Origin of the sequence: Rhizobium sp. 2YAF20, assembly GCF_052114685.1 — a bacterium.
GTDB lineage: Bacteria > Pseudomonadota > Alphaproteobacteria > Rhizobiales > Rhizobiaceae > Rhizobium.
In genome coordinates this window covers 1-21,403 of sequence record NZ_JBFRFF010000015.1, presented here as the reverse complement: position 1 = coordinate 21,403, position 21,403 = coordinate 1, and the positions used below count along the sequence as shown (strand labels likewise).

General features: G+C 57.5%; 18 protein-coding genes and 4 pseudogenes. 15 read left to right on the top strand and 7 right to left on the bottom strand.

All coding sequences use genetic code 11. The annotated features are described in order from the left end of the window. Positions 1-20: 20 nt before the first annotated feature. A complete protein-coding gene (locus AB4Z52_RS18010; RefSeq protein ID WP_442219380.1) occupies positions 21-932 on the bottom strand; it encodes an HNH endonuclease in 912 nt (303 codons plus the stop codon). Positions 933-1,127: 195 nt separating this feature from the next. On the opposite strand from AB4Z52_RS18010, the gene AB4Z52_RS18005 reads away from it, so the two are divergent. Both AB4Z52_RS18005 and AB4Z52_RS18000 read left to right on the top strand, forming a co-directional pair. Then, positions 1,128-1,358, top strand: a complete 231-nt coding sequence (locus AB4Z52_RS18005; RefSeq protein WP_442219291.1) for a hypothetical protein — start codon at positions 1,128-1,130, stop codon at positions 1,356-1,358. Beyond that, positions 1,316-2,296 (top strand): annotated as a pseudogene (locus AB4Z52_RS18000) (hypothetical protein); the annotation flags it as partial. The gene AB4Z52_RS18005 and the pseudogene AB4Z52_RS18000, both read left to right, overlap by 43 nt. A 181-nt stretch (positions 2,297-2,477) precedes the next feature. Here the strand turns inward: AB4Z52_RS18000 and rpoD are convergent. Further along, positions 2,478-4,490, bottom strand: coding sequence for an RNA polymerase sigma factor RpoD (rpoD, locus tag AB4Z52_RS17995; protein WP_442219290.1), 2,013 nt, complete (start codon positions 4,488-4,490; stop codon positions 2,478-2,480). Positions 4,491-4,679: 189 nt separating this feature from the next. Here rpoD and AB4Z52_RS17990 point away from each other — a divergent pair, with 189 nt between their 5' ends. From AB4Z52_RS17990 to AB4Z52_RS17970, 5 genes are all read left to right on the top strand, one after another. Then, positions 4,680-5,033, top strand: a complete 354-nt coding sequence (locus tag AB4Z52_RS17990; protein ID WP_442219379.1) for a transposase — start codon at positions 4,680-4,682, stop codon at positions 5,031-5,033. 85 nt (positions 5,034-5,118) lie between these two features. Then, the gene (locus AB4Z52_RS17985; RefSeq protein ID WP_442219289.1) at positions 5,119-6,027 is read left to right on the top strand and encodes a LysR family transcriptional regulator; all 909 of its coding nucleotides are present in this window, start codon (positions 5,119-5,121) and stop codon (positions 6,025-6,027) included. 115 nt (positions 6,028-6,142) lie between these two features. Continuing rightward, complete coding sequence (locus AB4Z52_RS17980; protein WP_442219288.1) at positions 6,143-6,892, top strand: SDR family NAD(P)-dependent oxidoreductase; 750 nt, start codon at positions 6,143-6,145, stop codon at positions 6,890-6,892. Between the two features lie 110 nt (positions 6,893-7,002). After that, entirely contained in the window at positions 7,003-7,497 is a 495-nt protein-coding gene (locus AB4Z52_RS17975) for an SRPBCC domain-containing protein (protein ID WP_442219287.1), read from the top strand. Positions 7,498-7,664: 167 nt separating this feature from the next. Beyond that, positions 7,665-8,630, top strand: coding sequence for an alpha/beta fold hydrolase (locus tag AB4Z52_RS17970; protein ID WP_442219378.1), 966 nt, complete (start codon positions 7,665-7,667; stop codon positions 8,628-8,630). Positions 8,631-8,905: 275 nt separating this feature from the next. Here the strand turns inward: AB4Z52_RS17970 and AB4Z52_RS17965 are convergent, their stop codons facing one another. After that, complete coding sequence (locus AB4Z52_RS17965) at positions 8,906-9,808, bottom strand: LysR substrate-binding domain-containing protein (RefSeq protein ID WP_442219286.1); 903 nt, start codon at positions 9,806-9,808, stop codon at positions 8,906-8,908. An 89-nt stretch (positions 9,809-9,897) separates the two neighbouring features. Between AB4Z52_RS17965 and AB4Z52_RS17960 the strand changes: the two genes are divergently transcribed. Both AB4Z52_RS17960 and AB4Z52_RS17955 read left to right on the top strand, forming a co-directional pair. Beyond that, a complete protein-coding gene (locus AB4Z52_RS17960) occupies positions 9,898-10,914 on the top strand; it encodes an NADP-dependent oxidoreductase (RefSeq protein ID WP_442219285.1) in 1,017 nt (338 codons plus the stop codon). A gap of 64 nt (positions 10,915-10,978) precedes the next feature. After that, positions 10,979-11,308 (top strand): putative quinol monooxygenase, encoded by a 330-nt coding sequence (locus AB4Z52_RS17955; protein WP_442219284.1) that lies wholly within the window; start codon positions 10,979-10,981, stop codon positions 11,306-11,308. A gap of 469 nt (positions 11,309-11,777) precedes the next feature. Here AB4Z52_RS17955 and AB4Z52_RS17950 read toward each other — a convergent pair whose 3' ends face one another. Then, positions 11,778-12,797, bottom strand: coding sequence for an IS110 family transposase (locus tag AB4Z52_RS17950; RefSeq protein ID WP_442219283.1), 1,020 nt, complete (start codon positions 12,795-12,797; stop codon positions 11,778-11,780). A gap of 762 nt (positions 12,798-13,559) precedes the next feature. On the opposite strand from AB4Z52_RS17950, the gene AB4Z52_RS17945 reads away from it, so the two are divergent. After that, entirely contained in the window at positions 13,560-14,264 is a 705-nt protein-coding gene (locus AB4Z52_RS17945; RefSeq protein ID WP_442219377.1) for a carbonic anhydrase, read from the top strand. A gap of 202 nt (positions 14,265-14,466) precedes the next feature. After that, positions 14,467-15,366 carry a bestrophin family protein gene (locus AB4Z52_RS17940; protein WP_442219282.1) on the top strand — a complete coding sequence of 300 codons (900 nt, stop codon included), beginning with the start codon at positions 14,467-14,469 and terminating at the stop codon, positions 15,364-15,366. A gap of 90 nt (positions 15,367-15,456) precedes the next feature. On the opposite strand, the pseudogene AB4Z52_RS17935 reads toward AB4Z52_RS17940, so the two are convergent. Together AB4Z52_RS17935 and AB4Z52_RS17930 are read right to left on the bottom strand one after the other, a co-directional pair. Then, positions 15,457-15,681: pseudogene (locus tag AB4Z52_RS17935) on the bottom strand (transposase); the annotation flags it as partial. Between the two features lie 340 nt (positions 15,682-16,021). Then, on the bottom strand, positions 16,022-16,945 hold the full coding sequence (locus AB4Z52_RS17930; RefSeq protein ID WP_442219281.1) for a LysR family transcriptional regulator: 924 nt from the start codon (positions 16,943-16,945) through the stop codon (positions 16,022-16,024). Between the two features lie 120 nt (positions 16,946-17,065). On the opposite strand from AB4Z52_RS17930, the gene AB4Z52_RS17925 reads away from it, so the two are divergent. From AB4Z52_RS17925 to AB4Z52_RS17915, 3 genes and pseudogenes are all read left to right on the top strand, one after another. Continuing rightward, positions 17,066-18,445, top strand: coding sequence for an MFS transporter (locus tag AB4Z52_RS17925; protein WP_442219280.1), 1,380 nt, complete (start codon positions 17,066-17,068; stop codon positions 18,443-18,445). A gap of 139 nt (positions 18,446-18,584) precedes the next feature. Further along, entirely contained in the window at positions 18,585-18,854 is a 270-nt protein-coding gene (locus AB4Z52_RS17920; RefSeq protein WP_442219386.1) for a hypothetical protein, read from the top strand. Next, positions 18,820-19,322: pseudogene (locus tag AB4Z52_RS17915) on the top strand (transposase); the annotation flags it as partial. The gene AB4Z52_RS17920 and the pseudogene AB4Z52_RS17915, both read left to right, overlap by 35 nt. An 88-nt stretch (positions 19,323-19,410) precedes the next feature. On the opposite strand, the gene AB4Z52_RS17910 reads toward AB4Z52_RS17915, so the two are convergent. Continuing rightward, complete coding sequence (locus AB4Z52_RS17910) at positions 19,411-20,754, bottom strand: aspartate aminotransferase family protein (protein WP_442219279.1); 1,344 nt, start codon at positions 20,752-20,754, stop codon at positions 19,411-19,413. 331 nt (positions 20,755-21,085) lie between these two features. Between AB4Z52_RS17910 and AB4Z52_RS17905 the strand changes: the two are divergent. Next, positions 21,086-21,403 (top strand): annotated as a pseudogene (locus AB4Z52_RS17905) (IS6 family transposase); the annotation flags it as partial.

Genomic DNA, 21,403 nt, shown 5'->3' with positions numbered 1-21,403 from the left:
ACTTGCCGCAGTCGTCGCCTTCAGTGCTTGAAGCAGTTCGCCCGATGCCACTGCAGGAACTGGGGATGCGGCCGCTCGTACACGCCGCTCGGCACAATCGCTCTACCGGTCTTGTTGAGAAGGCCTCGGATGCTGTCAGAATCATTCGCGTGCCGCGAGATCAGGATTCCGAGATCATCCGACAGGCCAATGAGGCCACGGTCAAACATCCAATGGGCGGTCCCGGACAGCGCAATCCCGTTGGAAAGAATATCAGGACCGTTTGCTTCCACCGGGCGGATATGAGCCGCATCTACCTCGGCGCGGCCGCCACCATTGATTAGCTTCAAACCCGTGATCGCACATCTCTTGTCGTAGGCTTGCAGAACGAGGCGGCGAAACAGGCGGTCACGAACTATTCGGGACGACAACTGCATAACTCGGTCCCGCTCCTTTTCGAATACGAACGGTGCCTGGGTACCATCTGCTAACCCGCTCGGTAGCAGTGTTTCCAATGGCTCTCCCGATCGAGGCAGTTCGGGCTCATCTTCTGCAAGTCCCATCGACAGGATGCGATTAAAATCAGCAGCCGATACCGGGCGGACGGCTGCCTGTGCTCGCCCTGAAATCCGCCCCTCCTCGTTCAGCACGCCTCGCTCGATGACGCCATCTGGTCCGTTAAACGGAACGGGATTGATGAAATCGAGATAGGTACCGAGTTCGATCAGCGCCAGGTACATGCCCGGCACTTTGGGGTCTGGAATGATCTGCGCGACTTTGGCGACGGCGAAATAGCCGCGAGTGGCCGCGACCTTCCGCGGCTCGTAATAAACGATCCAGGCTCCAACACAGGCTTGGACGCGGCCCAGATACTGGCCCGGGAACTGATATTGTTCCGCCGGACTGTCGTCGTAAATCGAATCTGTGCGGTGAATGAAAACCCCGAATCCCATAGGCAAATCTCTACCATGGCGACCATGATTCATAACAGGGGAGATCGGTAGCAATGCATACGGTTAAGGCTGACTGCCTCAGGAATGACGGTAAGCACCGTTTTGATTGCTAGCCTCCATGCGACGGATACACCGTTTCTTAAAATGTGGCTCCTATTCCCGCTCGCTCTCGGCGCTGGTGCCGAGAGAAATGGAATGAGCATGTCTAAACAAGATCTTTCATCGCGCCATTTTCAGCGAAAAATGTTGGAATTCTGCGAGGTACGCATCGCGCCGGTCGCACCGAAGCGAGTACTGGAAAATATCCGCCCCTATCTCATCAATTTAATTATTTACCGGAAGCCGCCGCCGATCCTGAATGGCCGCATCGACTGGATGACGATCGAACAGAGGTGGGCTGGATCCGCCAGCATCCGGAACTCTTAAAGAATGTCCGGCCAATCGATGGCCTAATCGCACCGGAAGAAATCGAATTCGCCGCCCGCGACTGGCATGGTGCTTGCGATGCATTTCATCGACATGCGGCAAACCGCTCGAAAGAAATCCAACGTGTCATGCGCGTCCATCGCGATCCGTTCGAGCCGATCATGTGCATTCTCGAAGCAGATAGCCCGTTGGCTGAATATCGCAAGATCACCGACGAGATTCTGAAACGCATGCCTGACGAGGATCGATATCCGCGACCGGCCGCTGAGGCCGTCCGGTCATTCCTGTTGCTTCGTCTCGGCCTGCATCTCGGGCTTCGACAGAAGAACCACCGTCAATTGCGTGTCTGCCCGCGTGGACATTTCCAAACGTTGGAGCGCCGGCTCGAGGATATGAAATGCGGCGAGCTTCGCTGGAACGACCGTGAGGGCGGATGGGAAGTGCTTATCCCGTCGGTCGCGTTCAAGAATTCCGGCTCGTCCTTCTTCGGCCAAAAGCCCTTCCGCCTGATCTTGCCCGATTTGCTTGATCTCTACAAATATCTCGAGGCTTATATCGACAAGCATCGCGGTGTGCTGCTCGGTAACGCCAAAGATCCTGGCACACTGTTCGTCAAAACGGTGAAGACGACCAGCATCGATGCGGCTTACGACTCGACGAAATTCTACGAAGCATGGCGGACGGTGATCCAACGCAACGGGATCTACAATCCTTATACCGGCCGTGGCGCCATTAAGGGCTTATTGCCGCATGGGCCACATAACCTGCGGGATATTCTGGCAACCCACATCCTGAAACACACTGGCTCTTATGAGCAGGCCAGCTATGCCATCCAGGACACGCCGGACGTGGTGCAGCAGCACTACGGTCGCTTCCTGCCGCAGGACAAAGCGGCCTTGGCGGCAAAGATATTGAACCAGGTTTGGGAGGCCGCATAACGCGGCCAGATAAAGTAGCGCCGCAAAGAACTCGATCTGATCGAAGGAACTGGTCACGCCTTGAACAGTATCGAACCCAAGACCCGCACTTTCGCAGTGTCAGCGCAAGCTGTTATTTTAGAACGCGATATACACAACTAAACACTTTATTTCGCGGGATTGGGAGGTGGCTTAACCACCGTCAAGCTGTTTCGAGAAAAGACCTGAGGGTGCGGCTGCGGCTCGGGTGCTTCAGTTTGCGCAGTGCCTTGGCTTCGATCTGGCGAATGCGCTCTCGAGTGACCGCGAACTGCCGACCGACTTCTTCAAGCGTATGATCATTGTTCATACCGATGCCGAAGCGCATGCGAAGCACCCGCTCCTCCCTGGCTGTCAGCGTGGCAAGAACTCTTGTGGTTGTCTCACGTAGATTTGACAGCACAGCGGCATCCAGCGAATTAACAGCACTTTTGTCCTCAATGAAGTCGCCGACGCTTGCATCGCCATCGTCGTCACCGACTGGCGTGTGCAGCGAGATCGGCTCCTTGGCGATCTTCAGGGTCCTCTTGACCCGCTCCAGAGGCATTCCCAGCTGTTCAGCGAGTTCTTCCGGCGTTGGCTCCCTGCCCAATTCATTCAGCAATTGGCGCGATGTCCGGACGATCTTGTTGATCGTCTCGATCATGTGGACGGGAATGCGGATCGTCCGGGCCTGGTCCGCGATCGAACGGGTGATGGCTTGCCTGATCCACCAGGTCGCGTAGGTCGAGAACTTGTAACCCCGGCGATATTCGAATTTGTCGACCGCCTTCATCAGGCCAATGTTGCCTTCCTGGATTAGGTCGAGAAACTGAAGGCCCCGATTGTTGTATTTTTTGGCGATCGAGATAACGAGCCGGAGATTAGCTTCGATCATCTCTTTCTTCGCGAGGTTGGATTCCCGTTCTCCCTTCTGCACCAGGGTAACAATCCTCCGGAATTCCGCCAGCGAAATCCCCGTGTCGAGCACCAGAGCGCTGATCTCGTCGCGGATCGATCGGATCACTTTGGCTTCCTGGCTGACGAACGAATTCCATCCCCTGCCCGTAAGCTCGGCAACCCGATCCAACCAGCGAGGGTCCAGTTCATATCCGCTGTAGTGATCGAGAAATTCACCGCGTCCGACGCCGTGCGATTCAGCCAGGCGCAGGAGGCGACCTTCGCTGACAACAAGGCGCTTAGAGATGTCGAACAGCTGTTCGATGAGGCTGAGGATGCGCTTGTTGTGAAACGAAAGCGATTTGACCGCAGTGATCAATTCATCGCGGTAGGTGCCGAGGAGTTTTTCTTCTTCCTGGTCTCGACGCTTCCTATCCTGGAGTTCGCGCAATCGGCTGTAGGTATCCGCAATGTTCTGGAGAGCGGCCGTCACCTGTGGCAGAAGTTCTGTTTCCATGGCGACAACGGAAAGGCTCTCGTCCTCTTCGACCTCTTCGACCGCGGAGGATTCGCCGCCGACGTTGGTCACATCTTCCTCGACCGAGCGGGCATTGCGCAGCCGGTCCCGCTCCTCCTCTGCTTTGCGATCGATCTCGATCTGCTCGGCGCCCTTGAATTCGGGAGCGGCCTTAGCATCCGGGCCGGAGTAGGTCGCCTCCAGGTCAATGATGTCACGCAGCATCGTGGTGCCGTCGAGCAATTCGTCGAGCCAGATAATGATTGCTTGAAACGTGAGGGGGCTCTCGCAAAGACCTGCGAGCATCGTTTCCCTGCCGGACTCTATCCGCTTGGCGATGGCGATCTCGCCCTGTCTCGACAGAAGCTCGACGCTGCCCATTTCCTGCAGATACATCCGCACCGGATCATCGCTGCGCCCGCCGGGCTCTTTCTTTTTGACGGTCGCCAGCGATTTCGAAGACGCGGCGACGATCTCGGTATCGCCGTCGCTCTCGCCTCTCTCCTCCTCCTCATCCGTATTGTCTTCATCGACCTCATCATCATCGATGATGTTGATCCCCATGTCGGAGAGTTTGGCCATTAAGTCCTCGACATATTCGGAGGACAGATCATCGGAGGAAACCAGATTGTTCAGCTGCGCCATGGTCAAGTGGCCACGCTTCTTTGCGCCCTTGATCATGCGTTTGACGGCATCATCCGAAAGATCGAGTAGCGGTCGATCGGAGCTTTCGCGGTTTTTGTCACTTATGGCGTTTTCTTCGGCCGAATATTCCGCCATTGATGTTAGCCCCTTTGTCTGCCAAATCCCACCATTTCATATAGAGAAATTTGGCCCGATTGCGATGACCCTTATTGGGGTCGGAACAAGAGCAGTTCCAAATCGTACGAGGCCTTTATCAACCAAAGACAGCTACGGCCGATTTGATGGTGATGCCTCGAACGTGTCGACGCACCAGTAGGTCGGTTTCTGGCAGACGGCGCCTATGATGGCTCTGGCGTTTCAGATTGCCTGGCGGCCGCTTTCGGATACGAGGCCGATGTCGTCGTCCCGCCTCCGAAGAACGCTGTTCCCGGCGGCAATTGCCAGCGGAACCAGCATATCGAGCATATCGCCAAACACGGCCGGATGGCCTGGCAGGCCGCGACCGGCTACAACCAGAGATCCCGGATCGAAACTCAGATAGGGCGCTGGAAGTCGGTCATCGGCGACCGGCTGCACGCCAAGAACATCGAAAACCAGACCACCGAAACGCGCATCGCCGCCAGCGTGCTGAATCGCATGTCCGCCTTCGGACGGGCAAACTACGAGCGTGTCAGATGATCATTTGCTGAAAGGCTAAATGCTGATTACGACCTGATCCGTGCAACACGGTCGTGTAAGTGATATTCTCGAAAGGAATGGGCTCGTGGATCGCTTTTCTTCATTGAGGCTTTTCGTTCGTGTCGTCGAGCGCGGCAGCTTTTCGCACGTCGGGCGCGAACTCGGTATAGGCCAACCGGCCGTCAGCAAACAAATCGCAGCACTTGAAGCTCGCCTTGGCGTTCCCCTCCTCAATCGAACCTCCCGTGGCCTCAACCCGACTGCCGCGGGCCAAGACCTCTACGAATCCGCGACCCGCATTCTGGGTGACCTGGAGGAAACCGAGCTCCGGATTGGGCAAAACAGGATAAGCCCGGCAGGCTTGGTCCGGCTGGCGACGCCACCCGCACTCGGTCGCATGTATATCATTCCCCGCCTCCCTGCCTTCATTCAACGCCATCCGAATGTCTCGATCGACCTGTCAGTCTCGGAGCGCCGCGTCGATCTTGTCCGGGAGGGCATCGATATTGCCTTGCGTGTCGGAGCGCTCGCCGATTCCTCCCTTGTTGCCCGTAGGATCGGCGACTTGCATATGGTTGTCGCGGCAACACCTGCCTATCTCGAACAACATGGCATCCCTTTGAGCCCGGCGGATCTGCGTTCCCACAATCTCATCGTCGGCCAGACACAGGGCGCCACGCAGGCCTGGAAATTCAAGGGGCTTGAGGGGCCCATCCTCCTGGAACCGGAAGGGACTATCCGATCCAACGACGCCGAGGACCAGCGCGCTGCGGTGCTCGCGGGACTTGGCATCGGTTACGCTGGGCGTGCGATGTTTGCAGCCGACATCAGGGCCGGAGCAATCGTTCCGATCCTTGAGAGTTACGCGCCGGCCCCCTCACCGATCCATGTTGTTTCCGCGAGTGGCAGACAGCTGCCGGAGCGCTTCCGGGTCGTCATCGATTTTCTTGCGCAGATCTGCGCCGAGGAGCCAGCCTTGCGCATCGCACCTTAAGCCATTCCTCCCAGGGAATAGATGGTAGTCCGTCGTCCGGCCTACGACGGCAAATGCCTAGCGACTAAGTTCCGCCCATCGCTGCTTTCGAGCAGCTCAGCGGAAGGAAGCCGAAATGGGAAAGCTGGACGGAAAGATAGCCGTCATCACCGGTGGCAGCCTGGGAATGGGATTTGCCACCGCAAACCTGTTCGTGGCGGAAGGGGCGCAGGTCGTCATCACGGGCCGGGACCAGTCGGCGCTCGATGCCGCGGTTCGGGATATCGGCAAAGGTGTTGAAGCCTTTCGCGGCGATATTTCCAACCTTGCCGACCTCGATGCCCTGCGCGCCCATGTCGAGGCCCGACATGGGCGGCTTGATATTCTGTTTGCCAATGCAGGCAGCGCCAGAGCCGGCCTTTTCGAAGAGGTCACCAGCGACGATTTTGATTTCACGGCCGGGATAAATTTGAAGGGCACGTTCTTTAGCGTGCAGAAGCTCATCCCGCTTATGCAAGCTGGCGGGTCGGTCATCCTCAACACCTCGATCCAGGGAGTCAGGGGCACCGCGGGGCTATCGGTCTATTCGGCGACGAAGGCGGCACTCCGGTCCCTGGCCCGTTCCCTGACCGCGGAATACGGAGCGAAGGGTATCCGGATCAATGCTCTCGCTCCCGGTTACATCGATACGGACATCATGCGCAGAACCGGTCTCAGCGAAGAGATGATTGCTGAGATGAAAACCCAGGCGACGATCCATACGCCGCTTGGCCGGATGGGTACCGGGCACGACATCGCCAAGTCCGCATTGTTCCTGGCTTGCGACGATTCCGAATTTATCACCGGCGTGGAACTGACCGTCGATGGCGGCTGGGCTCAGGTCTGAGCCGGCAGACTGAAGCACTCAACAACGGCGCCCACAGGAACTGAAGTTCTGAACGACATCCGTCAGTCGATAGGACGCCGATGCATCAAGACGGAGACAGGAGATATAAGATGCTCAACAAAGTGATCTTTCCCCCCGAACACGATCCCCGGGTCTCGGCGCTCTATGCGCTGAACGAGATCGACGTGAAAGCACCAGCCGAAGTGGTGTGGCAGCTCCTCGTCGAAGCGGAGAATTGGTCGAGCTATTTTCCGCCCGAGGATCAGATCAAGATCCTGGGCGGGGATACCGAGCTCAAGCTGGGAACACGGTATAGTCGGGTTACGGTCGGTTTCCCGATGAGTTGCATCGTCAGCGAATGTATCCCTTTTCGTCGCCTGTCGTGGTCGACGACGGTAGACGGCGATCAAACCGGCGCGAGCGCGTTTCACGGCTGGGTCATCACGCCCATGGACGGCGGCTGCCACCTGCTCACCGAGGAGACGCTGAACGGCGCCTTCTATCTCGACGAGATCGGGCGCAAGCATCCCGGGGCACTTTACAAATATCATCAGGATTGGGTCGAGATGCTTGCAAAGGCTGCAGAGATAAAAGCCGCCGGCTGACGACGTTTTATATCGCCGCTGTGTCGAGGAAAGAGGGCGGAGGGCGGCCCTTCACCCACCAGCGTCACCGCTCTGCCCGGCGAGGCGATCCGACGCCCCACACTTCAATGGAGTTTAACGACATGAGACTGTCTAGCTTATTGGTTCTAGGAGGCGTTTTGGCACTGATGCTGCCCGCGACGCTGTCCGCGCAGGTCACCGACAAGGGAAACCCCTATGAAGGCATCGACGTTTCCGACGAAACCCTGGTCGGCGAGCTGAAAGGGTTCGAAAGCGGCTTTGCAGAGGTGAACGGCATCCAAATTCACTACGTGCAGGGCGGCCAGGGCACGCCTGTCATCATGATGCCGGGCTGGCCGCAGACATGGTGGGCATTCCACAAGATCATGCCTGATATCGCCAAAAACCACCGTGTGATCGCTGTCGATATTCGCGGCATGGGCGCAACGGACAAGCCGAAGGATGGCTACGACAAGAAGAACATGGCCAAGGATATCCATGAGCTTCTCAAGACCCTCGGTTATGACAAAGCCCATATCGTCGGCCACGATATCGGATCGCAAGTCGCCTATGCCTATGCCGCAAACTATCCTGAGGCGACGACATCGGTGACCTTCCTGGATGTGTCGGCCCAACCCCAAAGCACGCGCGACATGCGGCTCGTTCCGCCACATCCCCTGACCGGCAATTTCCAGAAGGACTTTTTCCTTTGGTGGTTCGCCTTCAACCAGGTGCATGACATGCCCGAAGAGCTGATCGAGGGACGTGCGTATATCTACCAGAATTGGTTCTGGGACTCGCTGCTGTACAAAAAGGACGCGCTGACGGAGCGTGACCGCGCAGTCTACGCCCATGCCTATAACACCAAGGACGGCATCCGCGGCGGCAATGGCTGGTACCAGGCCTACGCCCAGGATCTCGATGACCAACTGACCTATCCGGATCAATTAGCCATGCCCTCGCTGGGCATCGGCGGCCTTGGCAACGGTTTGCTGGTCGAACTGATGAAGGAAAAATTCAAAAATCCGAAGCTCGAACATCTTGCCGAAAGCGGGCACTACATCGCGGAGGAGGCACCGGAGCAAGTGGGAAATATTCTGCAGGAGTTCCTTAAGGCCGCCGACAGCAAGTGACTGGCATCTGCGACCGTTCCTTAACGGTCGCACTGCTCGTCATAGAAAACGATGCAAGCCATGTTCGATGTAAGTGCGGCTGGCGATCCGCCCCCCTCCGTCAACCGACGAGCCTGCTGGCAGCCCGAGTGGAAATCGCTCGTTCGATCCTGTCGCTAAACACTTCATTTTGCACTTGCGGATTAGATCGTCAGTACCCGGTTGAGGGGATCCCAGCTTACATCGTCCTGGCTTGCCAAACGGTCGCCGGGCCTCACTCTTTCACCAGCCAGCGGCTAGAACAGCTCGATCAATGCCTTCAAAAAGGAGCGAACAGCAGGATTGGAGCGGCGGCTTTCGGGCCAGACTGCCGTGACGTTGTTACGCTCGACGGCGAAATCCGACAGGACCGGCACTAGCTCCCCGCGCTTGACCCAGGGCCCAGCCATGAAGCTCGCGGCCATTCCAATGCCTCCGTTCGCAGCGATCGTCGCCATGACGGCCTCACTCGCATCAACGATGATACCAGAGGACGGTAAGATCTCGATGTCACGATCGCCAATACGGAAAGGCCAACGAAACACCTGACCCGTGCTTTGATAGCGCAGGTTGACGGTTTCGTGCGCCTCCAGATCATTCGGGTGCCTCGGAGTGGCGCGCGTTGCGAGATAATCGGGGGAAGCATAACAGCTGAGCCGATGGGGCGAGAGCCGACGCGACAGCAGGCGCGAGTCTGGCAGGTCGCCAATCCGGACAGCCAGATCGATGCCCTCTTCGACGAGGTCGACCATATGGTCGCTCAGCCGCAGGTCAAACGTCACATTCGGGTGGAGCTTCCGAAATTTCGCAAGTGCAGGGGCGATGACATGAAGGCCAATCGCCAATGAAGCAGCAATCCGCAATGTGCCGGCGGGTTCAGCACGGGCCATTTTTGCCGCCTGCTCGATCTCTTCCGCGTCGCGCAACAGTCGCAGTGCGCGTCCATGGATGTCACGCCCCTCCGCCGTGAGGGTCAGCGAGCGCGTTGTACGGGTGAACAAAGAGACGCCGAGGTGCGCTTCCAGCCGTTGGATGCTCTTGCTGATCGCTGACGGCGAGACGGATAGCGAACGTGCAGCAGCCGTGTAGCTGCCCAACGAGCCGGCTCGGGCAAAGGCGATCAGCCCAGTTAGCCGTTCAAATCCGATTTGTTCCTTCATGGCACTATTAAACCGAAACAGGACGTAATTATCAACGCTTTCGATTGGCCCTATCTACTGGTGACGAAAACACATTGAACGAGGCTGTGATGACTGAGATGATGAAAGCGGTGCAGTTGCATGAATTCGGTGGCCCGGAGGTCCTGCGTTATGGGGAAGCTCCCCGCCCGGTCGCTTCACCTGGCGAAGTGCTTGTCCGCATGTATGCGGCCGGCATCAACCCACCAGACCTATATCTGCGCAATGGGTATCGGACGCTACCGCCCGAATGGCAGCCTGATCCGACCTTTCCATTGATCCTTGGCAGCGATGTGTCGGGCGTTGTGGCCGCAATCGGCGACGGCGTTTCGGCGTTCGACGTCGGTGATGAGGTCTACGCGATGGTGCGCTTTCCCGAGGACCTGATGAAGAGAAGCGGTGCCTATGCCGAATATGTTACGGTCCCCGCATCGGAACTGGCATTAAAACCCGCAGGCATCGATCACATCCAGGCGGCAGGCGCGCCGATGTCGTTACTCACAGCCTGGCAGTTTCTGGTTGATCTTGGCCATGACGCATCCAATCCGTTCCAATCGTTTCCCCATGCCCCGGTCCCGCTGGAAGGCAAGACGGTTCTGGTCAATGGCGCGGGCGGTGGCGTGGGACACTTGCTGGTTCAGGTGGCGAAATGGAAAGGAGCACATGTGATCGCCGTCGCCTCTGGCAAGCACGAGGGCTTGCTGCGGGACTTGGGCGCTGATCAATTCGTCAACTACACCAAGACTTCCGCTGAGGCGGCCGCAGAGAACGTCGATCTTGTCATCGATGCTGTCGGCGGTTCGAACATGGAGCGTTTCCTGAGCGTCATCAAGCAGGGTGGAGCGCTGTTCCTCGTCAACCCGCTAGGGTTCTCTGGTTATGATGAAGCTGCCAAGCGCGGGATTATTGTGTCATCGACCCAGGTTCGCTCGAACGGCGCGCAACTGGCAGAAGCCGGTCGGTTGCTCTCCAACGGCACACTCCGTGTCGTCATCGACAGCAGATATCCGTTGGCGGAGGCTGCGGCCGCGCATGAGCGCGCTTCACGAGGCGGGATCCGGGGCAAGATCGTTCTTGTCGCCGGCTGATCATCCAAGGCCCTGGTTAACATTAGGTCAGTGGCCTGGGGACCAACATGGAAAGGAATGCGTGATGCTCATCATCACAGGGTCCATGCACGTGGACCCCGCCGACCTGCCACAGTTTCTCGGCGATCTGCAGTTGCTCGCGGTTGCCACACGACAGCGTGCGGGAAACATCTCCTACGACGCTGCTGTGGACGATACGCAAGCTGGTCGATTGATCATTTCGGAACGCTGGTCAGATGAGGCTGCTCTCAGCGCACATCTTGATGCCGCTGATACTATAGCGTTCGTCAACCGGTGGCAGGAGCGGATGCACGGCGACATCCGAAAATACGACGCTTCGAACGAACGCGGACTGAGGGAGATTAAAGCAAACAGAAGTTCACGCGCATCCTGACCCCTGTCACGTTCGGTGGGGTCAGCCGTGGCTGCATAGAATCATCCAACGGGCCGCAATTCGCCCTCCGTTGCTCGCCTTGAAAGGATACAAACCGGCTGCGTGTCATTTTCTCTTGGATATGATGCACTAAGTCTCTGGCAACAATGGAGTTTTCCACTGTTCGCTCCGAGCGCCTCTGCGCCGGGAAACATACCGGCGTCACGACATCTGTGGACACCCCGGTGAATGCAAGAAGAATTTTCAGTCAGGTATCATTTGCTAGTAGTCGGGTGCTGACATCTGTCCGGCCTCTGAAGCGACCTTTAAGTGTCGCGGGCCCGTATGGGAGTTAGCGGACCAGATCCAAACCACGAAAGCGTGCTTTGATGCACTTCGTCGTGAACTGATTCTTCTGGCCCCTCTCATCGACCGTTTCGCCATACCTTCCTTTGACCTTCCTACATCCTCGACGCCTCAGGCTATGCGGCTAGGCCGCCGCCGGAGCTCTATATGTCTCGCCCGATGCCATCAGTGCCCAGGCGATCCGAGCCAGCTTGTTGGCCAGAGCCACGATCACAAGCATGCGCGGTTTGCGAGCGAGCATGCGAGCAAGCCACGTTTCTTGTTGGCTGCCGCGTTTACAAACTTGTTGGACCACAGCGCTGGCGCCGATGATCAGCAGGCGTCGAAGCGTTCGTTCGCCCATTTTCGATGTCGCACCGAGTTTCTGTTTTCCTCCTGTTGAACGTTGCAGTGGCGTCAGGCCTAACCAGGCGGCAAAGTCGCGGCCTTTCTTGAAGGTTGTGGCGCCCGGTGCCAGCGCAACAAGAGCCGTTGCGGTTATAGGCCCGATGCCGGGGATTGTCGTCAACCGGCGCGCGTCTTTGTCTTCACGGGCGCGTCGTACGATTTCGCGATCGAGTTGCTTGATCTTCTCCTCCAAAGATTTGAGCGTTTCGACGAGCATGAGAAGCACTATACGCGCTGTCTCCGGCAGATCGCTTTCGGGATCCCCAACCTGTTCAACCAACTTGGCCACGTGGGCCGGCCCTTGGGCAACAATCAGCCCATATTCCGTAAGATGTCCACGCAACGCATTAATCAGTTGAGTACGTTGCCGCACCAGGATATCTCGAACCCGAAATACCGCCGAACTCGCCTGCTGCTCCTCACTCTTCACCGCGACAAACCGCATCGTCGGTCGTTGAGCGGCCTCGCAGATCGCCTCGGCGTCGGCCATGTCGTTTTTCTGGCGTTTCACAAACGGCTTTACATGGGCCGGTGGGATTAAACGAACCGTATGGCCGAGATCTCCGATAACGCGCGCCCAATAATGCGCTCCGCCGCAAGCTTCCATTGCAACCACGCAACCCGGCTGGCTAGCGAAGAAACTCAACACCTTGCCACGCCGCAATTGCTTTCGGAAAACCACAGCTCCCGAAGCATCGGCGCCATGCGCCTGAAACACATTTTTCGCCAGATCCAACCCAATTGTACTAACGTCCATTTCGGGCACTCCTCTATTGTGGAGGTTAAACACCCGCCACCTTGGCACATCGATGCCGTCGATGGGTGTCCACCCCATCACGAAAGTGGTGAATCTGTCCGACTTTTTAGAACATGATCACGCTACGAGGATGGATGTTTCTCGCCGCAGTGGCCTGAGATACCGCCACATGCAGTCCTTGAACAGCGGACCTTGGCTCCTCATATGAACAGGGACCCATGGTCCGGGCCCCTCTGGCAGTCGCACCCCGGCGCGTCTGTTATGTCGGACCTTCCCGACAGATTGCCGGACAAGGACTTCGGGACATGATCGGTTTCCGATTTTTAATGGCACGCGCGAATATCGACGCGTGCGGAAAAATGGAGCTAGGGACTCAGCGCGCCACGCGACGTTGGCTGGGGCTCATTGGCTCGCTTGAAGAACAACTTCTTGCGCACCAAGATGGGAACGGAGCAGCACCGAGCCACAATGCTCTCCGAATTGATCGCAGATTGTTTCTGCGTCGTTTTCCTTCGATCTTGTCATCGCCGGGTTCAAACTCCGCTTGCCCACATTCACCCACAAGACGAAGGCCATTGCGGTCGTCCGCAATTGAGTTGGTGCACTGAAACCCCGCCAGCGGTGCCAAATAGCCGAGGCCAGTTGAATTGGGTCGAGCGCTATCCGAAACTTGCCCGTCGGCATGACACCGGCCGTTAATCGGCCCTGAAGGCAGGCTTCCATCCACATCCTGCGAAATCTATGTCCAAACCAAGGATTACCATGAACAATCTGCTGAAGGGTATATCGAACTTTCGCGGCGCCGTTTTCCCGCACGACGCGGCGCTCTACCGCAAACTCGCCCGAGAAGGACAGCAGCCTCAGGCATTGATGATTTCCTGCGCCGACAGCCGGGTCATGCCGGAAACCATCACGCAGTCGGGACCGGGCGAGCTTTTTGTATGCCGGAACGCTGGCAACATCGTTCCGCCTTTCCAGACTGCCAATGGTGGCGTTTCATCAGCGATCGAATACGCTGTTGTCGCTCTTGAAGTCCGCGATATCATCGTGTGCGGCCACTCCGATTGCGGCGCCATGAAAGGACTATGCCATCCAGAGCTGCTCGAATCCATGCCAAACGTTGCAGCTTGGCTAAAACACAGTCACGCGGCACGGGCTATCGTGTGCGAAGCTTATCCGCAATCCTTGGAGGAGAAAGATCGCATTCGTGCAGTCGCCATGGAAAACGTCGTTGTCCAGTTGGACCATCTGAGAACGCATCCGTCCGTCGCTGCAAAGCTTGCCACTAATGACCTTACGCTCCATGGCTGGTTCTTCGATATCGAAAGCGGAGAAGTTCTTATCTTCGACGGCGAGGCAGGCCATTTCATTGCGGTGACAGACGGACAGACCCTCCCGGTCGCCGTCAGCGGACGCCAAAGGCCGCATGTGATGCCGCACTCACCCATGCGTGATGCGGCGGATTGATGTGCGCAAAGACGGTTTAATCGTCACCGCCTAAGGGAATTTTTCCTCATATCGCCTGTTTCTTCATGGCCGGCTGTTGGTGCCTGGCGGAGCCGCGATGCTCGAGGTGCAAGGGGCGGCAATATCCGGATGGCAATGGCAAGAAATGGAGATTGCGGCGTCGCATCTTGTTTGACGGCGCTGAATTTTAAGAAAGTTTGGAATGATCTTACCTCAATCCGCCCGTCTACACCGAATGCTCGGCTACATAGGATGGCCGCTGGCTCTGCTTTTCCTCTGGGATATCATCGTTACGCTGGCCTATGTTTATCTGCCACATCCCTGGCTGAACCTGCCGGCGCTGCCGATGAGCCTACTCGGATCTGCGCTGGTGCTGTTTCTAGGGTTTCGCAACAACAACGCCTACAATCGCTGGTGGGAGGCACGCACTTTATGGGGCGCGATGGTGAATGCGTCACGCTCCTACGGGCGGGAGGTGTTTCACTTGATCGACAAGCATCCTGAAAGCGACAGCCTTCGCCATGAGCTGGTGCGTCGCCAGATCGCGTACGTCCATGCTCTCAGATGTCATCTTCGCCGCCAACCAAATAGGGAAGAAATCCGGCCGTTTCTGTCAGAAGTGGAACTCGAGGAACTAAGCGGTGCGTCCAACGTACCAAATGCGCTACTCAACGGGTCCGCCTCCCTGCTGGCCGAGGCAGGTCACAAGGGTTGGGTCGACTCAGTTCGAAGCGTCCAGATTGAAAGTCGGCTCGTCGACATGAGCAACGCTCAAGGAGGAATGGAGCGGATCAAGAACACGCCTCTCCCCAGGGGATATGGATATTACCCGACCTTGTTCGTGCACATCTTCTGCATACTGCTGCCGATCGGTCTCGTGGACGGACTGGCGATCTATACACCTCTTGCCTCGACGATCGTTGGCTTCATGCTGTTGGCGATGGATCGCGTCGGCGCCGACTTGCAGGATCCGTTCGAAAACCGGGCCCATGACGTTCCCTTGACATCCTTGTGCCGTACTATCCAGATCGATCTCGAGTATCTTGTCGGGACTGGGAGCGCGGCGGCGCCCATTCGTCCCGTGGAAGATGTGCTTTGGTAGCGGCCGGATCATGGGACACTATGAAACATAGCCATTTGATTGTGGAGAAGCTAACCGAAGTGCGTCATGCCTGCTTTGCAGGATAGGGGATCACCTATCTTCGTGCAAATGCGCCATAAACACTTCTGTCGGCGTCTTGTATCCGAGGCATTTGCGTGGTTGATCGTTGATATGGCGTGTGAGGTGGAGAAGGTCGCGTTGCGACACAACTGCCAGATCTGTGGTGCCTGGCAGAAAGGGTCGAATGCGCTTGTTGGTGTTCTCGACGGTCCCTTTTTGCCAAGGCACACTTGGGTCGCAAAACCAGCTGCGCGCATAGAATTTCCTCACCTCGCCAAGGCTTGCACGGCGGCTGGCGGTCATGCTGACGCCCTCTGTCTGTTGTCTTAGGCCTTCAGACTTTGGCGCACTTCTGCGACAGTTAAAAGTGCCGTGACTTGAATTCAGACTGGGACGCTGCGATGCCGCTCTGGCGTTCGAGATTGCCCACGGCGTTCCCGTTGAGACCTTATGCGACGTTATGAGCACAGACCGGGAACGCATATCTAGGGAGACGCACGCAAACGACACGAGCGAGCCGTAACCGCAATTATGGAACTTTGTCGAATTACCCTAGCCTCCGACAAGGTTGATTGGTGTGCTTATCATAAACGTCCTACGCCGCCGAACCCTGGTCTGCCGCCCCGAATTTTTCGATGACAAAACTGACGAAGCTGCGGAGCTTCGGCGAAGTTCGGCGATCCTGGCGGTAAAGCAAGTTGACCGGCCGCGACGACGGTGCGAAATCCGGCAGCACGGCGATCAGGCGACCTGCCGCGAGATCCCCAGCCACCATGATCCGTGGAAGCATCGCAAGGCCCATGCCGGCCAAGGCTGCGGTTAGCATGCTGTAGGTGCTGTCGATTTTCAGACGAGATCTGGTCGGAACGGTGATTTCTCCATCCGGGCCGGATAGCCGCCATGACGGCGTCTGCGACCACCACTCAGAGCTCGATGGGAAACCGAAATTGATGGCCTGATGCCCGGCAAGATCTTCAGGCACTGCCGGCACACCATAGACGTCGAGATAAGCCGGCGCCGCGCAAAGAACATGCCGATAAGGCTGGAGCGTTCTCGCCACCAGGTCTGGCGGAATGGGTGTACCGAAGCGAATGGCGGCTTCGAAACCGTTGTCGGCAAGGTCCAGCACCTTATCGCTGGCGACCACATCGAGATCAATCTCGGGGTACCTCCTAAAATACTCGGTCAGCGCCGGAACGAGCAGAACATTGGTCCAGATGGTCGGCGCGGTTATTCGGAGCTGACCCTTGCAGCTTGTCTGCGCCTCGAAAGCCAGGGTCTCCGCGTCGTCGATGAGGCCTAATATTTCCATGCATCGATCGTAGTAGGTTCGACCGAATTCCGTGACGCTTTGCCGGCGCGTGGTCCTATGCAGCAGTTTAGCGCCAAGGTGCTGCTCGAGCGCCTGAAGATGATTGCCGACCATCGTCGGTGACAGTTCGAAGGCGACGGCGGCTGATGTAATGCTGCCAGCGTCTACGACCCGCACAAATATCGACATCGCCTTGACGAGATCCATTGCCAAATTTTCCTTGGATGTGATCCAAACTTCAGGTCCTTTATCAAACTATACACCGGAATTATATCCAGTGGAATGACGACAGTCTTTTCCAATTCCGCTCCTGAAAGAACCCACCGCGTGGCCCTCCCCAGAATTTCGTCCTCATCGTTGATCCTTCTGTCGACCAGTCTCGCCTTCGTCATCATCTGCCTCGACGTGACGGTGGTGAATGTGGCACTCGAGCGCATCCAATCCTCGCTGGGGACAAACATCACAGGGCTGCAATGGGTGCTGAACGCCTACACCCTGGCCTTTGCCAGTCTGCTGCTATCGACTGGCGCACTAGGCGATCGGTTCGGGCCGAAGCCGATCATGATCGCCGGGTTGGCGCTCTTCACGCTGGCATCACTTGCCTGCGGGCTTTCGAGCAATATCGAACTACTGATTGCGGCGAGGGTGATCCAGGGCGTGGCCGCCGCGCTCTGCGTCCCCTCATCGCTTGCTTTGTTGAACAGCACTTTCAGCGAACCCAAGGCCCGCGCCAAGGCCATCGGGATATGGGCGGGTACGGCGAGTATCGCTCTCGGCGCCGGTCCGATCGTTGGCGGTCTTATGGTCGATCGGTTCGGCTGGCCGAGCATCTTCCTGATCAATCTTCCGTTCGGTGCGCTGGGCATCTGGCTGGCTGCGGTCTATGCGCCGGCCGTTGAGACAGCAGGCCGACGCAGCCTCGATCTTGCAGGACAGATCCTGGCCATCCTGGCACTCGCAGGCCTGACCGTCGGCTTCGTCGAGAGCGGTGAACTCGGATGGACGCATCCCGCCGTTATAGCCGGCTTTGCGGGCTTTCTGGTGCTTGGCGCCAGCTTTCTCCTTGTCGAGGCGCGCCACAAAGAACCGATGCTACCGCTGTCGCTGTTCAGATCGCCGACTGTAAGTGTTACATCGATCATCGGCCTGCTGCTGAATTTCGGCTACTACGGCTTGATGTTTGCGATCAGCCTGTTTTTCCAGATTGGCAAGGGATATTCCCCGCTGTCTGCCGGCCTCGCATTTCTGCCAATGACCGCCGTGCTCTCGGTGACGAATTTCGCCTCTGGCTCGCTGTCGGCGCGGATGGGGCCGAAGCTTCCCATCCTCATGGGGCTGTCACTGGCAGCGATCGGCTATTTCTCAATCGCCGGCATAGATCGGAACACGACTTATGTTCTCATCATGGTGCCGCTGATGATCATCGGAATCGGTGTTGCTCTGACAGTACCGGCGATCAGCATCATGCTTCTGTCAGGCGCGGATCGTTCACAGGCAGGGATCGCGTCTGGCGTGTTCAACGCCGCCCGTCAGATCGGCGGGGTCATCGGTGTCGGCGTGTTCGGATCGCTGCTTGCAGGCGGGGCGGGCAATATTATCACCGGCATCCATATCGCCCTCGTCCTGTCGTGCAGCGGTATGGTGCTCGCGCTTGCCATAGCGGTTCTCGGGCTTCGCGAGCGGATCCAACGCGTAGCCAACGCCTGATGACTTGAGCCTTGGTACCATCAATTCAAGGGGTGAAAGACTCGGAGAGTTTCGCGACTGAATGGCAGCTTTGTGAAACCAGGCCGCCGCCCTTCGCTACCGTCATCAGAGTATCATGCCTAGACATTCGGAGAGGACGGTGCAACAGCATTTCCTTGTCCTGTTTTTTCTCGCACTGACCCAGATCACCGGCTGGGGCGTGGTTGGCGTCCTACCCGTGATTGCGACGTCGGCGGCGGCGGAATTCGGAGCCTCTCTGCTGTCAGTCTTTCTGGGAACCTCTATGATGTTTGTCGCAATGGGGCTCGCCGCGCCCTGGGCCGGCCGCGCATTTCGCAGGTTTGGAACGCGTCAGGTCATGGCCGCAGGTCGATTGTCCTTGGCGCGACATGCACGAGCGATATGGTAAATGGAACTCGGTTTATGTCCGGTTTCGGCGCTGGGCAGTGCAAGGCGTTTGGGACGCGCTTCTAGAAAGCCTTGTAGAGCTTGGGCTTACCGACGACTGGCAGCACATGATCGACTCCACCACCATCCCGGGCCGTAGCAAGGCCGTCGAAGATCTGATCCAACTCCTGGTCAGAAACCCAAGACCGATGGTGGTCGACAAAGGCTAGGACAGCGACGACGTTCGCTCGGCTTTGATTGTGCGGGCTGTTTTTTACCGGCGATCCCGCCGAAATCGAACCGCCGCGAGCCCATTGCCTGCGACTTCAAAGCTTACGACGATCGCAACCGCATCGAACGAATGTTTAACCGGATCAAACAGTTCCGTCGTATCGCCACCCGCTTCAACAAGACCGCGATCTCATACATGGGCTTCCTAGCTATCGCCGCCGTCAAGCTTTGGTTGCCAACTTTTGTCAACATGGCCTAGCGCATGCTTTGCGTCGTCAAGCCATTTGCATGACTTGACGACGCAGCCGCGACTCTATCGCCAAGCGTAGACCTGCCTGGGCATTTAGCTATGCACTTTCGATGTCACGGACGACGAGGCGCGCGATGTCGAGCGTCTTTTCAATGTCGTCCGGCGTATGGGCGAATGAAACGAAAAGGTTTTCGTAAGCGCCTGGATGGAACATAACCCCGCGATTGAGGTTGCCTTCCCACCACTTACGGAACAGGTCATGGTCACTGTACTGGGCCGCATCGCGATAATTGCGGATCGGATGGTCGGCGAACCAAACCTGCAAGACTGGCCCCATGCCGACCACGTGGGCGTTCAGTCGCGAATCGTGGAAGATCTTGCGCAGGCCCTCCAGCAAAATATCGCACCGCGCATAGAGCCCCTCATACATACCCGGCGCAGACAGCTCGTCCAGCGCCGCGTTAGCGGCGGCGACCGCGATCACATTGGCACTATAGGTTCCAGCCATGGACACGACGCCCTTGCCGACCAGCGCCATTATGTCCTTGCGCCCGCCAAGCGCCGCGACCGGAAACCCGCCGCCCAGGCCCTTGGCCATGATCGTCAAGTCTGGACGGATGTTGAATTTGGCTTGAGCGCCGCCAAGGCTGATCCGGAATCCGGTGATCACTTCGTCAAACACCAACACCACGCCATGCTTGTCGCACAGCTCACGCATGCCCTCGAGGTAGCCCTCGTTGGGTAGGATGCAGCCGGTGTTGCACATAATAGGCTCGGTCAGCACGGCGGCGATGGCGTCGCCCTCGCGCTCAAGCGTTTCGCGCAACAAGGCCAAGTCATTCCACGGCAGGATGATCAGGTTCTGGTCGATCCCCTTGGGCATGCCGGGTCCTTGCGGAACGGGAACCGGGGCCTTGGCCGGGCCGGCCATATCGAGGCTCGGGTGCTTCGACCAATACACGCCATCGGAAAAGCCATGATACATGCCTTCAAAGCGAATGACTTTTTGCCGGCCCGTAAACGTTCGAGCCAAACGAAGCGCATAGATTACGGCTTCGGTGCCGGTATTGCACAGCCGCACCTGCTCGACGCTAGGGATCGCGGCGATGATCTTAGCGGCAAGGGCGGTCTCGTCCTCATGCGGCAAGGCGAACACTGTGCCGCGTTGCTCAATCATGTTGACAACAGCTTGGGTGACTTTTGGCGGCCTGTGCCCCAGGATCATTGGCCCTAGACCCAACAGATAGTCGATATATTCGTTGCAATCGACATCGAAAACGCGACTTCCCGTCCCGTGAGTGACAAACAGGGGATGGGGATCCCACCCAGACCATGTGGCGCGCGCGGTTGAGTTTACGCCCCCAGGAATCAAGCCGCAGGCTTTTTCAAATAATTCGGCGCTGCCGCAGTAGCGCGACGCAACTTGATAGGAAAGTGTCATAAGGAGTTCTCACTGCATGAATTTAGAAGTCGTTTAGATGGGCCGGGGCTCACAGCGCAAGAGCGCAATAGTCGTACTGATCGAAAAGCGCTCTATCACAGCCTTGGTGCAGTGATCGGTCTGTATCGGCAATTCGCTCTACAATGGATTTTGTGAGGTTGGGGCTCTGTGGGCATTTCTGCAATTAACGGTGCATCGGGTAAAGTCCCCGCTTGATGAGTTCTGCACGCAAGCGCTGGAGCGCGCGACGCTGCTTCGATACGTTGTGCTATGCGTCAGTTGGGCATCGTCAACTTAACGGAACGTGGAATTCGATGTGTGATGAAGGTTCATGACAGACCGTGATCCACTCTATCGCCGACATCGCTTTCCCGCTGAAATCATTGCCCACGCCGTATGACTTTATTTCCGTTTCCCTCTCAGCCTACGGATGGTCGAGGACTTGCTGGCTGCCCGTGGGATCATTGTCTCCCATCAGACGGTCCGGCTGTGGGCGGAGAAATTTGGGCGGACCTTTGCCATCGACATCCGTCGTCGCTCATCCGGCCAGCTTGGAGACAAGTGGCACCTCGATGAGGCCGTCATTTCGATCCGAGGCAAGAAGCACTGGCTGTGGCGCGCCGTTGATCAGGACGGTTTTGTTCTGGAG